Genomic DNA, 14908 nt, shown 5'->3' on the forward strand with positions numbered 1-14908 from the left:
TCTCCTGGAAGAGGAGTCCGTGCGATGCGCCACGCCCCCGTCACCCCCAACGGCGACCTGATCCGCTGGGTCGAACTGCCCGGCGCCGAGCCCGCCCGGCTCTACCTGCACGGTCTGGGCGCCACCTCGCCCGTCTACTTCGCCGCAGCCGCCGCCCACCCGCTGCTCGCCGGGCGCCGCTCGCTGCTGATGGACCTGCTGGGCTTCGGCATCAGCGACCGCCCGACGGACTTCGGGTACACGCTGGAGGAGCACGCCGACGCGGTCGCGGCGGCGGTGCGGGCGGCCGGGCCGAGCAGGGTCGAGGTGATCGGCCACAGCATGGGCGGCGCCGTCGCGATCGTCCTCGCCCACCGGCACCCCGGGCTGGTCTCGCGGCTCGTCCTGGTGGACGCCAACCTGGATCCGATCGCGCCCGACCGTCAGCGGATCGGCAGCAGCGGCATCGCGGGCTACACCGAGGCGGAGTTCCTGGCCGGCGGCCGCGCCGAGGTGGCCGAACGGGTCGGCCCGTTCTGGTGGTCCACGATGCGGCTGGCCGGCCCGGAAGCGCTCCACCGCAGCGCCCGCCACCTCGCCCGCGCGACGACCCCGACCATGCGCGAGCTGCTGCTCGGCCTCGACCTTCCGCGCACCTTCCTCCACCCCGCGGCGGACGGCGAGCCGATGGGTGCGGACGGACTCCGGGCGGCGGGCGTGCGGGTGGTCGCCGTCCCGGACTGCGGGCACAACATCATGCTCGACAATCCGGACGGCTTCGCCTCCGCGGCGGCGGCGGGGCTCGGCCCGGCCTGACCCTGGCCGGCGCGGCCGGGCGGTGGGCGTCGGCCCCGGCAGGCCCGCCCTGGGCTGACCCTGGCTGCCCGTGACACCGCCCGGGGACACCGCGCGGGACACCGTCCGAGACGCCGGCCCGCGCGACCGATCGCCGATCTGCTGGGTGAATTGACGAAGCATCAAGTTCCGCCGGGCCTGCGGACGTTGACGGACGTGGCGGCGCGAGTGTCTTAGCGCGCCGCGACGGCCGTCGCGGCCCTCGACCACCCGGACGAGCGCCGCCTGCTCGCCGACTGCGCCGCCGCCCTCCGCGCGGTGCGCGCCGAACCCGGGGACCGGCTGCACCACTGGGACCTCCACTACGGCAACGTCCTCGCCCCGCTCCCGGGCAGCGGCCACGGCTCCTGGCCGGCCATCGACCCCAGGCCGCTCGCCGGGCATCCCGGCTTCGAGCTGCTTCCGGCGCTGCGCGACCGCTGGGACGACGCGCTGGCCACCGGATACCTCGCAGGGGCGCTGCGGCGGCGCTTCGACCTCCTGACGGAGGCGCTGGAGCTGGACCGCGAGGTCGCGGCAGTCTGGACGCCCGCCCGGGTGCTGCAGGACGCGGCCTGGGCGGCAGAGGAGGGCGGGACCACGCTGGACCCGGCCCAACGGGCCATCGCCGACGTGCTGTTGGGGGGCTGATCGGCGGCGGTCAAGTGCCGATCAGCGCCGGTGGGTACCGAGGAACGCCGTCAACGCTCCCGCAGCGGCACGAACCGTACCGGCGTTCCCGGTCGGGCCTGCGCAGCGGCCGCGAGGTCGGCGGCCGGGACGACACCGATCACCGGATAGCCGCCGGTGGTCGGGTGGTCGGCCAGGAAGACCACCGGCTGCCCGTCCGGCGGAATCTGCACCGCGCCCGACACCATGCCCTCGCTGGGCAGTTCACCGTCCCGGGCCCGGGCGACCGCCGGGCCCTCGGTGCGCAGCCCGACCCGGTTGCTAGTCGAGGAGACCCGGTACCCGTCGCGGCCCAGCCGGGCCACCGCCTCCGCCGTGAACCAGTCCGCGCGGGGGCCGAGCCGCAGCCGTAGCACCAGTTCGGCCGGGGGAGCGGGCAGCGGTACCAGCTCGGCCCGGGCCCGGTACGGGGGCGGGGCGCCGACCGGCAGCCGGTCGTCGGCGGCCAGCGGAGCCGGCCCGAGGCCGGAGAGCAGGTCCGCCGAGCGGCTGCCGAGCACCGGAGGGACGGCGATCCCGCCGGCCACCGCCAGGTAGCCGCGCACCCCGTCCGTCGCCGTCCCCACCTCGACCACCGCGCCGTCCGGCACCACGACCGGCGCGCCCCACGCCGCCGGCCGCCCGTCCACCCGGACGGGCGCGGGTGCGCCGGTGACGGCGACCACCACCGTCCCGACGGCCCGCAGCGCGACCCCGCCGAGCGTGGTCTCCAGCCCGGCGGCCCCCGGCTCGTTGCCGACCAGCCGGTTCGCCGCCCGCAGGGCCGGCCCGTCCAGCGCCCCGGCCCTGGGCACGCCGAGGTGGGCGACCCCGCGCCGTCCGAGGTCCTGAACCGTGGTCAGCGGCCCGGGCCGCACCACCACCAGCTCGCTCATCGCGCTCTCCTCCCGTCGGCCGCCGGGGCTCCGAACGGCACTCCGCCCGTCAGCCCGCCCATCGTCCCGGTCATCGGGCCGAGGCGGTGCTGTGTCGCCGGGCCGAGGCGGTGCTGTGTCGCCGGGCCGAGGCGGTGCTGTGTCGCCGGGCCGAGGCCGCGCGGCGTCGTCGGGCCGAGGCCGCGCCGCGTCGTCGGGCCGAGGCCGGCGGGGAGCCCGATCCCGTCCGGAGCCCGCCGAGCACACCGCCCGGAGGGGAGCCGGTGTCGCGCCCCTGACCCGCTCACGCGCGCTGCGCCGTGAAGCGGACCCGGACGCCCGGCGCCAGCAGCGACGGAGGTTCCCGGCCGGTGTCCCAGAGCGCGAGCGCCGTGCGGCCGATGAGCTGCCAGCCGCCGGGGGATGGGTGCGGATAGACCCCGGTGTACAGGCCGGCCAGGGCGACCGAGCCGACCGGGACGGAGCTGCGCGGGGTGGCCCGGCGCGGGACCTCGTACCGCGCGGGCAGCCCGGTGAGGTAGCCGAAGCCGGGGGCAAAGCCGCAGAAGGCGACCACGTACTCGGGCTCGGTGTGGATCCGGACGGCCGCCTCCTCGGACACCTCCCACAGCGCGGCGACCTCGGCCAGGTCGGCGCCGTCGTACACGGTCGGGACCTCCAGCACCGGTCCACCCCCCGCCCCGGCCGCCCCGGCCACCGTCGGACGGGCGGTGCGCAGCAGCCGCACCACGGCGTCGACGTCCGCGACGCCGTCCAGCAGCACCGTGCGGGCGGCCGGCACCAGCTCCTCGACCTCGCCGAGCGTGCCCGCCTCCCGCTGTTCGCGCAGCCATCCGTACAGGGACGTGACCTCGGCCGTCCCGGGCAGCTCGATCAGCAACGCCCGCTCGCCGACCCGCCGCACCGGCCCCGGCTGCTGCCCCGACCCGGCCGACCGCGCGGCGTCAGGCCGTGACCCGGCGCCATCACCCGCGCCGGAATCGGAGCCGCCGGCCGTCACGTGAACGCCTCCACCCGGACCTCGGCCGAGGCGAGGGCGCCGCGCACCCGCCAGGCGAGCTGGGCGGCGCCGGGGGTGTCGCCGTGGACGCAGAGCGATCGGGCCTCGACGGTGATCCGGTCGCCCCCGACGGCCTCCACCACGCCGTCCCGGGCGATGTCGACCGCGCGGGTGATCACCGCCTCGGGGTCGTGCACCACCGCGCCGGGTTCGCGGCGCGGGACGAGGGTGCCGGTGCGGGTGTACGCCCGGTCGGCGAAGGCCTCGGCGACCACGGGCAGTCCGACGCCCTCGGCGACCTGGAGCAGCCGGGAGCCGGGAAGTCCGAGGACGGGCAGCGGTCCGTCGCAGACCGCGCCGGCCCGCAGCACGCCGGCCACCACGGCCTCGGCCTGGTCGGAGTCGGCGACCACCCGGTTGTAGAGGGCGCCGTGCGGTTTGACGTAGGAGACCTTCGAGCCGGCGGCGCGGGCGAAGACCTGGAGGGCGCCGATCTGGTACGCGATCTCGTCGGCGAGCTCTTCCGGGGGGACGTCCATCGCGCGGCGGCCGAAGCCGGCGAGGTCGCGGTAGGAGACCTGGGCGCCGATCCGGACGCCGCGCTCGGCGGCGAGTGCGCAGACCCGGCGCATCGTCGAGGGGTCTCCGGCGTGGAAGCCGCAGGCGACGTTGGCGCTGGTCACCACCGACAGCAGGGCCTCGTCGTCGGTCAGCGTCCAGCGTCCGAACCCCTCGCCGAGGTCCGCATTGAGATCGATCACCGCATCGGCCACGCCCGTCCGCCTCCCAGCAGCTGTTGAGCCAGATGGTAGGGCCTGCGGGTGAAGGCCGTTGTCCGTGACCCGGGCCCCGCCGGGCCCGGGGCGTGCGACCGGTCCCGCACGCCCCGGGGCGGCGCCACACGGGGCCTGCGGGCCGGGCCGACTCAGTGCGCGGGCTGCGGTTCCCGGAAGGAACGTTCCAGCGGACGCAGGGCTCGCAGCACGATCAGCAGCGGGATGACGCCGAAGACTCCGAACGACATGTCGATGAATCGCCACACCAGCGGGATGCCCCGGAGCGGCCCGCAGATCAGGGCCAGGGGGATGACGGCCCCGCAGGCGAGCGCGGCCCAGCGGATCACCCAGATGTTGCGGACCGGGTCCTTGAGCGGCCCCCAGAAGGCGGCGCCGATCACCAGGTGGGCGAAGGCCAGCCAGTCGGTGCCGTAGGCCAGGAAGGGGTAGCGCTCGTCGGTTTCGGCGATGCCCGCGTGGACCCGCTCGAACCAGGCCGTCGCGGCGGGGAAGTGGTCGGCCAGCGGGGCCGCCGGGCCGGTCGTGAATTCGACCAGCAGGCGGGTCTCCGTCTCCAGCGGGAACGCGGTCAGGCCACTGAGCACCAGGCAGACCAGGAAGAACCACAGCCAACGCCGGACCTTGCGAAGGACGGCCGCGGGGTCGTCGTCCACCTTGCGAAGGACGGCCCCGGGGTCGTCGTCCGTCTCGTACACCTCTGCACCTCCGAATTGCAGGCGGAGCCTTGTCCCGTCTGCGCGGAACCGACTCTAGACCCTCCTTTTGAACATGTTCAACTCGCCCTGTGGTGGACCCGCGGGAGTCCCGAGGCGTCCGGAAACGCGAAGGTGCCCGGGTGCCGAGGCACCCGGGCACCGACGGTGGGTCGCTACGCCGTGTAGGTGTACGTCACCGGGGCGCTGGTCCCGCCCGCCGTGGTGACCGTGACGTCCGCCGGGCCCGTCCGGGAGCCCGCCGGAGCGGTGGCCGTGCAGAAGGACGGGCCGCAGGAGACGTGCGTGGCCGGGACCCCGCCGAACGCGACCGTCCCGTACGTGAGGTTGCTGCCGATCACGTTCACCCGGGTGCCGCCGGCGACCGGGCCACTGGCCGGGCTCAGGCTGGTGACCGCCGGCGCGGGCGGGGCCGGGGGAGCGGCGCCCGTGTAGTCGAAGCCGGCCGGTGCGGCAGCGGTGCCGCCGGGCGTCGCCACGCTGACCAGGGCGCTGCCCGAGCCGCCCGGCGTGGTCACCGTGCAGGCGGTGTCGGTGCAGGTGCCGGGCGCCGGGACGCCGCCGACCAGCACCATGCCGTGGGCGAGGTTGCTGCCGCTGACGGTCACCGCGGTGCCGCCGGTGCCCGGCCCGGTGGTGGTGTCGAGGCCGGTGACGCTCGGGGCGGCCTGGGCGGTCGCCGGCAGGTAGCCGCCGGTGCCGAGGTCGTAGCGGGAGACGTGGCCGGTCGGGTCGGTGTCGTTCGGGTTGGCGGCCGTCACCGTGATCACGCCGGCGATCGGCACGCCGGGTGTGGTGCGCAGGTTGAGCTTCATGAACTCGCTCTTCCCGACCACCCGGGTGCCGGTGAGGACGGCCTCCAGGTGGCGGCCGTCCGGCGAGAGCGTCTCGGTGAAGGTGTAGTCGTACGGCGTGGAGTAGAACATCGCGCCGTCGGTGGTGACACCCGGCGGCAGGTCGACGGTGAAGTGGGTCGGGCCGGTCAGGTCCGCGGTGCCGGCGGACACCCAGCTCGCCGACATGGTGCCGGTGGTGAAGAAGCCGCCGGGGTAGTTCCCGGACTGCGAGACGGTCACGTGCTGCGCGGAGGTCGACGCCGTGGCGGTCGGTGCCTTGGGGGCCGGTGCCTTGGGGGCCGGAGCCTTGGCGCTCGGTGCCTTGGGGGCCGCGGCTGCGGCGGCGCCGGCGGTGAGGACGGCACCGGTGGTGAGGGTGGTCACGGACAGCGCGACGGCGAGGCCCGCTTTGGCCAGTCGGGTGATCATAGGTCGATCATCACCGAACCATTGCGCCGCCCTCACGGGTTTCTCGAATGCCGGTTCGAGAATGGCGGAATACCGTCGAAACCGCGTTCTGAAAACGATCCCCGGACCGCCGCCCACCTGCCGCTCCGTCCGGCCACAAGGTCCGTTTCGGTCGATGTCGGTGCGAACCTCTAATCTTGTCCTCCGTGACCGCCATCGCAGACCCGCCCACCGAGCCCGGCATCCGTCCGTCCGCCGGCCCGGCCGTCGCGCGCCCCGCGCCCGGCCCCGCCGCCGACGAGGGACTGGCCCGCCGGCTCAAGGCGCTGGCCTGCACCGCCCCGCTGCACGACCTGGACAACCGCAAGGTCAACCTGGCCGGCGAGTACGGCGGCTACGCGATGGCCGAGGTCGGCCTCGCCGCGATCGACCTGGTCACGCTGAACATGGACTTCGACACCGGGGCCGACCGCGACACCGTCCTCGCCCGCCTGCTGCCCCGGGTCGCCGCCCAGGCCGCCGGCCGTCCCGCCGCCGAGTACGAGCGGGTCGCCCGCTGGGTGCTGGAGTCGCTGATCAACGTCGGCAGCGTCGACCGCGGCTTCCGCGCCGTCTACGGCACCTTCGGCGCGGACGGCGCGTACGTGCGCCGCGACTACGACTTCAAGCTGATCGAAGAGGTCCCCGGCCCCGACGGCGGCGTCTACCTGCGCACCACCGACGAGGCGGTCAACGTCCTGGTCGGCGCGCTCGACACCGACGTCACCTCGGCCCAGATCGCCGCCGAGGTCAAGCTGGAGGTGCTGATCCGCCGCGGCCGCCTGGCCGACGCCCAGCTCGCCGCCGAGCAGGCCCGCTACCGCACCGTCCAGTACGCCGAGACGCTGCGCCGCGCCCTCGACGCCACCCGCCGCAACGTCCGGGCCGTCGACTGGATGCGCGCCATCCCGGACCTCATCGAGGAGGCGCTGGACCACATCGCCGACCGCTACCGGCACGAGAACGCGATTCTCACCAACATCCGCAAGGCCCGCGACGAGGCCGAGGACCCGGAGCACAAGCGCCGCGCCGCCGAGCTGGTCGACATCGTCAAGGACTGCATCCGCCGCCACACCCAGCTGCAGACCCGCCTGCTGGAAGCCGGCCCGCTGTTCCGCGCCGAGCAGGACCGGCAGGCCTTCGCCACCCCCGGCGCCCGCAGCGGCATCGACCTGTACGGGCAGCTGCTCGCCCCGGTGCTGCGGCTGCCGGTGGAGCAGGCCGTCCGCCCGACCGGCGCCTTCTTCGCCCGCGGCGTCGGCCTGCGCACCCCGGTCTCGGTCCGGGTCGCCGACCTGGTCGACCTGCTGCTCACCCCGCCGGTCGAGCGCGAGCACCTCGGCGCCGAGCTGCCCGACCCGGACCTGGTCGCCACCCCGGACGACAGCCGGTTCTCGGAGGCCCAGCTGGAGGCCGCGCTGGTCCTGCTCGACCTGCCCCCGGACGCCCCCCGCCGACTCTCCGGCCTGCTCGCCGACGCCCGCAAGCAGGACCCGGACCTGCCCTACCTGGTCGCCCTGCTCGCCGTGCACGCCGCCAGCCCACCGGTCGGCACCGCCTACCGCCAGGGCGAGGAGCGGCTGCTCTTCGCCGTGGACGACGGCACCCCGCTGCACGATCCGGAGTTCGGCGGCGCCGACCTGATCGTCGGCAGCGCCCTGCTCGACGCGGTCGGCATGGCCGCCGACCGCAAGGACGCCGGCTGACCGGCCGGACGGCGCCACCGGACCGCGCCACGGGACCGCGTCACGGGAACGCCCGGACGCCCGAACGTGACGCACCACCGGAACGCCCGCCGTGACGCACCACCCGAACCCCCGAACGTGACGCCCCACCGGAACCCCCGAACGTGACGACCCACCCGAACACCCGCAGCAACAGCCCCGAGGAGCACCGCCCGTGACGACCCACCACGACACGTCCTGGGCGACCGAGACCGAACCGGCCGCCCCCGCGCCGATCACCCCGGCCGACGTCGCCGACGCCGCCCGGCTGGTCTCCTTCGGCCTCCAGGCCAAGCTGCTGCCCGCCCGCGACGTCGAGTACGCCGAACTCGTGCGCCGCCACCGCGAGGACCCGCCGTTCGCCCGGCTCGCCGACGCCATCGCCACCGGCATGGGCCTGGTCGTCCTGGAGGTCTCGCCGCGCGCCGGCATGGCCGTGGCCGCCGCCGAGGACTCGCTCTTCGCCGTCCGGATGGGCGACTACTCGCGCCGCGCCGCCTCCGAGTCCACCGACCGCTTCCTGCACGGCCTGGCCCACCTGGCCGTCGCCGCGATGGCCTTCCCCCGCCCCGAGGACCTCGCCGACGACACCTACCTCGGCCGGATCACCGTCAACGGCGTCGACTCCTTCGTCCGCCAGGCCTGCCGCCGCCTGGAGGAGCAGGCCGACGTCGAGGGCGCCAACACCGACCCGCAGTCCGACGCCCCCGGCCTGGAGGCCGCCTGGCGGGTCTGGGCCCGGCGCACCGCCACCGGCGCCACCAAGGACGCCCGCCGGCTCTCCGGCTCCACCATCGGCATCGTCGCCAAGGCCGTGATGTTCCTGGTCGACTCCGGCTTCCTGCAGAAGGTCTCCGACGACTCCGGCGGCACCTACCGCACCACCGCCCGCTACCAGCTCCAGGTCCGCGACCTGGCCGGCAGCGCGGCCATGGCCGAACTGCTCGACCTGGGTGTCGTCCCGGTCTCCGACGGCACCGCCAGCCTGCTGCCGCCGGACACCTCCGACGAGCTGGTCGCCGACGCAGGCCTGCCGTTCCACTCGCTCTGACAACCCCATAGACGCACCCCACAGACGCACGGAGAACCGCCGCACATGTACGAGCTCAACCGGGTCCGCCTCTACTCGATCGGACCGGCCGGCGCCCGCTACGCCGACACGGTGCTCGACCTGCGCGGCGTCGGCGAGCCGGTCGCCGACCCGGCCCCGCAGCAGATCGGCCTGTTCGGCGAGGACACCGACGGCCCGGTCCGACGCCCAGCCCCCGCCGGCGTGCTCTTCCTGGAGAACGGCGGCGGCAAGTCCGTCCTGCTCAAGCTGATCTTCTCGGTCATGCTCCCCGGCCACCGCAACACCCTCGGCGGCGCCAGCTCCGGCGTGCTGCGCAAGTTCCTGCTCGCCGACGACTGCGGCCACGTCGCCCTGGAGTGGCAGCACACCGTCACCGGCGAACTGATCGTGGTCGGCAAGGTCAGCGAGTGGCGCGGCCGCCAGGTCTCCTCCGACCCGCGCAAGTTCGCCGAGACCTGGTACTCCTTCCGCCCCGGCCCCGGCCTCACCCTCGACTCCCTGCCGGTCGCCGAGCGGATCAGCCTGGCCGGCGACCAGAAGGCCCGCGGCCGCCGCCGCACCATGAAGGGCTTCCGCGACGCCCTCACCGAGGCCGGCAAGGCCCACCCCCACCTCGACCTGGTCTTCGAGGACGGCCACGACCGCTGGACCGAGCACCTCGGCGAACTCGGCCTCGACCCCGAACTCTTCCGCTACCAGCGCGAGATGAACGCCGACGAGGGCGAAGCGGCCGGCCTCTTCGCGGTCAAGCACGACAGCGACTTCACCGACCTCCTGCTGCGCGCCGTCACCGACACCCGGGACACCGACGGCCTCGCCGACCTCGTCCACGGCTTCGCCGCCAAGCTCGGCCGCCGCTCCGAACTCACCGCCGAACGCGACTTCACCGCCGGCTCGCTCGACCTGCTGGAGCGCATCGCCGAGGCCACCACCGCCCGCGAGACCGTCCGCGAGACCCACCGCACCGCCGAGCGCCGAACCCGCCGCCTCGCCCACGCCCTCACCTCCCGGGCCGGCGCCGAACGCGACCGCGCCCAGGACCTCGCCATCGAGGTCGCGGCCGCCGCGAGCGCCGTCACCGCCGCCGAGTCCGACCGCACCCGGCACACCCTCATCACCGACGAACTCACCTACCGGCACGCCACCCTGAGCCTCGCTGCGGCCACCGCCGAAGCCGCCGCGCTGCGCCGGGAGCTGATCGACGCCCGCACCCTGCACTCCGCCTGGCAGGCCGCCGAGGCGGTGCTCCGCCAGCGCGCCGCCGCCGACCGGGTCACCCGGGTCGCCGCCGCCATCCGCGAGGCCGAACTGGACGCCGCCCCGGCGCTCGCCGCCCGCGCCCGCGCCGCGACCGCCCTCGCCCGCGCCCTGGAGGTCGCCGCCGCGGCCGTCGAGTCCCGCGCCGACACCGAGGAGCAGCGCGCGGGCGAACTCCAGAAGGACGGCGCCAAGGCGCAGTCCGACGCCACCGAGGCCGCCACCGCGGCCCAGAAGGCCCGCAGCGAGGCCGAGCACCTGCGCCAGCGCCTCGCCGAGGTCGAGCAGGAGACCGAAGCCGCCGTCGCGGCCGGCTTCATCGACGCCGACGGCGACGTGGACCCGGCCCGCGCCGCGCTGCACGCCGCCGATGTCGAGAAGGCCGCCACCGCCGCACTCGCCCAGGCCCGTACGGCCGCCGAGGCCTGCGCCGCCCGGCTGCGCGAGGCCGCCGCCGCCACCTCGCGCGCCGAACTCGCCGCCGAGCGCGCCGGCGACGCCCGCAAGGCCGCCGCCCGGTCCCTGGCCGGCGAGCAGCGCACCGCCGCCCTGCTCGCCACCGAGCAGCGCCTCGCCGACCTGCTCTCCCTCACCCCGTACCAGGACGACGCCGAGGAGGACGCCGGCTTCCTCACCCCCGCCGTCCTCGACCGCAACGCCGAGTACCTGCGCGAACTCCTCGACGAGGCCATCGCCACCGCCGAGCGCACCCTGTTCGACCTTCGGACGGCCGCCGCCGACGACTCCCGCATCCTCGCCGCCCTCGGCGACGGCGGTCTGCTGCCGCCCGGCCCGGACGTCCTCGCGACCGTCGAGTACCTCGCCGAGCACGGCATCCCGGCCCTGCCCGGCTGGCGCTACCTCGCCCAGTCCGTCGACCCGGCCGACCACGACGCGATCCTCGCCGCCCGCCCCGAACTCGTCGACGGCGTCGTCGTCACCGACCCGTCCTCGCTGGAGCGCGCCCGCGAGGCCCTGCAGTCCGCCGCCCTGCTGCCGCGCTCCACCGTGGCCGTCGGCGCCGCCGCCTCCCTGATCGCCCCCATCACCGACGAGCCCGCCTTCTTCCTCGTGCCGCCGAACCCGGCCATGCACGACGAGTCCGCCGCCGACGGCGAACGCCGCGAGCTGCGCGCCCGGGCGAGCGCCCGCGAGGAGCACATCCGCGAGCTCGCCGGCCGCCTCGGCGCCGACCGCGCCCTCGCCGCCCGCCTCGCCTCGTGGCACGCCAGCTGCCCGCCCGGCACCCTCGCCGAACTCGCCGCCGCCGCCGAGGCCGCCCGCGAGCACGCCGAGCAGTCCGCCGCCGCCCTGGCCACGCTGCGCGCCGACCACGACGAGGCCGAGACCGACCACGCCGCCGCCGCCTCCGCCCACGAGGAGCACCGCGAGGCCGCCCAGCGCGCCCGCCGCCGCGCCGACGCCCTCTCCGGCCTCGCCTTCCGCCTGCGCGAGCGCACCAACTGGGCCCGCCGCCAGCGCGAACTCGCCGAGGACGTCGCCGAGTGCGACCGCCGCCAGGCCCTGTGCGCCGACCGCGCCCGCACCTGCGACGAGGACCGCCGCGCCGCCCAGCGCGCCGCCGACGACGCCCGCCGGACGACCCGCGCGCTGCGCGCCGAACGCGCCGAGATCCCCGCCGCAGAGCAGACCGACGACCCGGCCGACACCGCCCCCGCCGCGCTGCCCGCCCTGCGCGAGGCCTACCGTGCCGCCTCCCAGCTGTACGAGAAGGTCGGCGTCGGCGCCGACCTGCGCGCCGAACAGGCCCGCGCCGAGGGCGACGAGGCCGCCGCCGCGGCCGAACTCGACCGCCTCACCAACAAGGTGCGCACCCGCGCCGAGGAACTCCTCGGCAGCCCCGACGGTGCCGACGGACCGGCCCGCCAGGCCGCCGCCGCCCGCGCCGAGGAACTGGTCGCCACCATCGAGGCCCGCTCCGCCACCGCCAGCGAGCAGCTCGGCCGACTGCGCGGCGACGCCGAGCGCTCCGCCCCCACCGACGGCGAGGCGCACACCGAGCTGCCCGAGGACCTCGTCCCCACCGACCCGGAGCACGCCCAGGCCCTGCTGCGCACCGCCACCAGCCGCCTCGCCGAACGCCGCGAGGCCCTGGACGACGCCCGCACCGCGCACGCCGACCTGCAGCGCACCTTCGACACCGCCCAGTCCGCCGCCGCCGACTTCGACGAGCTGGCCGGCCAGCTGCGCGACGGCCTGCGCGACCACCAGGAGGACCCGGACGACCCGGTCGAGCCGTACCTCGGCTCCCTCGCCGAGGCCCGCAACGGCGCGACCGACGCCCGCCGCAGCCTGCGCACCGCCGCCGGCGAGCTGTCCAGCGCCGAACTCGCCGTCCGCGACGCCGCCGACGCCCTCGTCCGGCACGCCAACGCTGCCCGCTACGAGGCCGTCCGCACCCCCGCCCGCCAGCAGATCCGCGAACTGCCCGCCTCGGCACTGCCCGAGCACGCCGCCGCCTGGGCCGCCGCCTTCGCGCCCCGACTGCGGGTGCTCACCGACGAGCTCGCCCAGCTGGAGAAGAACCGCGGCTCGATCGTGGACCGCCTGCGCGGCCTGGTCGAGTCCTCGCTCACCACCCTGCGCGCCGCCCAGCGGCTGTCCCGGCTGCCCGAGGGACTGGGCGAGTGGTCCGGCCAGGAGTTCCTCCGGATCCGCTTCGAGGACCCGGACCACGCCACCCTGGTCGAGCGCCTCGGCGAGGTCATCGACGAGGCCACCCGCGCCGCCGTCAAGAAGAACAGCGACCTGCGCCGCGACGGCATGTCCCTGCTGCTGCGCGGGGTCGCCGCCGCGATCGGCCCCAAGGGCGTCAGCGTCGAGATCCTCAAGCCGGACGCGGTGCTGCGCGCCGAGCGGGTCGGCGTCGGCCAGATGTCCGACGTCTTCTCCGGCGGCCAGCTGCTCACCGCGGCGATCGCGCTCTACTGCACGATGGCCGCGCTGCGCGCCAACGACCGCGGCCAGTCCCAGCTGCGGCACGCCGGCACGCTGTTCCTGGACAACCCGATCGGCCGCGCCAACGCCACCTACCTGCTGGAGCTCCAGCGCGCCGTCGCCGACGCGCTCGGCGTCCAGCTCATCTACACCACCGGCCTGTTCGACACCACCGCGCTCGCCGAGTTCCCGCTGGTGATCCGTCTGCGCAACGACGCCGACCTGCGGGCCGGCCTCAAGTACATCTCGGTCGAGGAGCACCTGCGCCCCGGCCTGCCCGCCGCGCAGGACCCGGACGGCCCGACCGTCCACGGCGAGATCACCGCCACCCGGATGTTCAAGCGCCCTGCGGAGGTTCCTGCCCAGCCGTGAACTGACTAGCGTGATCGGCATGCTGACGATCGCGCACCTCAGTGACATCCACCTCGGCCAGGACCACCGCCGGGACCGCGGCAAGCGGGCCCGGCGGCGGGCCGAGCAGGTGATGGCGTACCTCAACGCCCTGCCCGGCCCGCTGGACGCGGTGGTGGCCACCGGCGACCTCGCCGACCACGGCCTGACCGCCGAGTACGAGCAGGTGGCCAAGGTGCTGACGTCCCGGCACCCGGTGCTCACCTGCCCCGGCAACCACGACGCGCGAGGCCCGTACCGGGAGGTGCTGCTCGGCGAGGCGCCGGGGGAGGGGCGTACGGCGGGCCCGATCAACCGCCTGCACGAACTCCCCGGCGCCGACGTGCTGATGCTCGACTCGTCCGTACCCGGGCAGCACGACGGCCTGCTGGACGAGGAGACGCTGGACTGGCTGGACACCCGGCTCGCGGAAGGGCGCACCGAGTTGCCCGCCCTGGTTGCCTTCCACCACCCGCCGGTCGAACTGCACATACCGATGGTCGACGGGATCCGCCAGTTCGGCGAGGTGCGCCTGGCGCGGGTGCTGCGCCGGCACCCCCGGGTGGCCGCCCTGCTCTGCGGTCACTCCCACACTCCCGCCGCGACCACCTTCGCCGGACTGCCGGTGCTGGTCGCGCCCGGCGTGGTGTCCACCATCACCCTGCCCTGCGAGGGCGGGCGCGGCATCTCCTTCGACCACCCGCCGATGCTCGCCTTCCACGTCCTGGACGGGGACGCCCGGATCACCACCCACTACCGGGTCGTGCCGGTCGACTAGCCCCTCGACCGGCCGGGGACCGCCGTGAGTCGGACGGGCGGGGCGGTGGAGACCGGGTGCTCCGCGGGGGCGTGCCGGGCGGGCGCGGCCACGTCGTCGACCGCGCCGGCCACTGTCGGCCCGTCCCGCCGTGTCACGGCCGCGGGGCCGACACCCGTGGCTGGTGCGGCGGTTGTTGCGGCCGCTGCTGGGGTTGCTGGTACACCGACTGGTTCGGCTGTTGCGGGGCCGAGGCGCCGGGCCGGGGGAAGGGCCGGGCGGCCAACGGCTCGGGCGGCGGCATCCTGCTGCCCGCCATCGGGTGCGCCGATCCCGGTGTCCGGATCCGCTGCGCCGCGATCTGGCGGGAGATCAGGATTTCCAGCAGGCACCACATGGTGGCGAACACCCCCAGCCCCATGGCCATCAGTGCGGGTGTCAGCATCCAACTGCCCGCGTACGAGGCCAACGTCGCGACGACCACGCCCACCAGGGTGAAGGCGAGGGAGAGCACCGCCCGGACTGCGGCGGCGCGCACCTCGTCGGGCAGGCGGCGACGGCGGCGTGGCACGGACATCG

General features: G+C 75.8%; 12 protein-coding genes. 6 read left to right on the forward strand and 6 right to left on the reverse strand.

The window, feature by feature from the left end; genetic code table 11:
- Positions 1-24 precede the first annotated feature (24 nt).
- Complete coding sequence (locus ABTY56_RS32155; RefSeq protein ID WP_350632889.1) at positions 25-795, forward strand: alpha/beta fold hydrolase; 771 nt, start codon at positions 25-27, stop codon at positions 793-795.
- Positions 796-1059: 264 nt separating this feature from the next.
- Positions 1060-1464, forward strand: coding sequence for an aminoglycoside phosphotransferase family protein (locus tag ABTY56_RS32160; RefSeq protein ID WP_350632914.1), 405 nt, complete (start codon positions 1060-1062; stop codon positions 1462-1464).
- A 50-nt stretch (positions 1465-1514) separates the two neighbouring features.
- On the opposite strand, the gene ABTY56_RS32165 is transcribed toward ABTY56_RS32160, so the two are convergent.
- The 5 genes from ABTY56_RS32165 to ABTY56_RS32185 all read right to left on the reverse strand — a co-directional run bounded on the left by ABTY56_RS32165 (position 1515) and on the right by ABTY56_RS32185 (position 6153).
- Positions 1515-2378 (reverse strand): 5-oxoprolinase subunit C family protein, encoded by an 864-nt coding sequence (locus ABTY56_RS32165; RefSeq protein WP_350632890.1) that lies wholly within the window; start codon positions 2376-2378, stop codon positions 1515-1517.
- Positions 2379-2661: 283 nt separating this feature from the next.
- On the reverse strand, positions 2662-3282 hold the full coding sequence (gene pxpB / locus ABTY56_RS32170; RefSeq protein WP_350632891.1) for a 5-oxoprolinase subunit PxpB: 621 nt from the start codon (positions 3280-3282) through the stop codon (positions 2662-2664).
- A 92-nt stretch (positions 3283-3374) separates the two neighbouring features.
- Entirely contained in the window at positions 3375-4139 is a 765-nt protein-coding gene (locus tag ABTY56_RS32175; RefSeq protein WP_350632915.1) for a LamB/YcsF family protein, read from the reverse strand.
- Positions 4140-4303: 164 nt separating this feature from the next.
- Complete coding sequence (locus tag ABTY56_RS32180; protein WP_350632892.1) at positions 4304-4870, reverse strand: hypothetical protein; 567 nt, start codon at positions 4868-4870, stop codon at positions 4304-4306.
- 173 nt (positions 4871-5043) lie between these two features.
- On the reverse strand, positions 5044-6153 hold the full coding sequence (locus ABTY56_RS32185; protein WP_350632893.1) for an IPT/TIG domain-containing protein: 1110 nt from the start codon (positions 6151-6153) through the stop codon (positions 5044-5046).
- A gap of 185 nt (positions 6154-6338) precedes the next feature.
- Here ABTY56_RS32185 and ABTY56_RS32190 point away from each other — a divergent pair, with 185 nt between their 5' ends.
- The 4 genes from ABTY56_RS32190 to ABTY56_RS32205 all read left to right on the forward strand — a co-directional run bounded on the left by ABTY56_RS32190 (position 6339) and on the right by ABTY56_RS32205 (position 14350).
- Positions 6339-7877 carry a hypothetical protein gene (locus tag ABTY56_RS32190; protein ID WP_502893229.1) on the forward strand — a complete coding sequence of 513 codons (1539 nt, stop codon included), beginning with the start codon at positions 6339-6341 and terminating at the stop codon, positions 7875-7877.
- Positions 7878-8070: 193 nt separating this feature from the next.
- Positions 8071-8946, forward strand: a complete 876-nt coding sequence (locus ABTY56_RS32195; RefSeq protein WP_350632894.1) for a hypothetical protein — start codon at positions 8071-8073, stop codon at positions 8944-8946.
- A 45-nt stretch (positions 8947-8991) separates the two neighbouring features.
- Entirely contained in the window at positions 8992-13554 is a 4563-nt protein-coding gene (locus ABTY56_RS32200; RefSeq protein ID WP_350632895.1) for a hypothetical protein, read from the forward strand.
- Positions 13555-13573: 19 nt separating this feature from the next.
- Positions 13574-14350 carry a metallophosphoesterase gene (locus ABTY56_RS32205; protein ID WP_350632896.1) on the forward strand — a complete coding sequence of 259 codons (777 nt, stop codon included), beginning with the start codon at positions 13574-13576 and terminating at the stop codon, positions 14348-14350.
- A 133-nt stretch (positions 14351-14483) separates the two neighbouring features.
- Here the strand turns inward: ABTY56_RS32205 and ABTY56_RS32210 are convergent, their stop codons facing one another.
- Positions 14484-14906: a hypothetical protein gene (locus ABTY56_RS32210; protein ID WP_350632897.1), complete on the reverse strand. Its 423-nt coding sequence runs from the start codon at positions 14904-14906 to the stop codon at positions 14484-14486.
- Positions 14907-14908 lie beyond the last annotated feature (2 nt).

Source organism: Kitasatospora sp. NPDC097691, assembly GCF_040302665.1.
Classification (GTDB): Bacteria; Actinomycetota; Actinomycetes; order Streptomycetales; family Streptomycetaceae; genus Kitasatospora.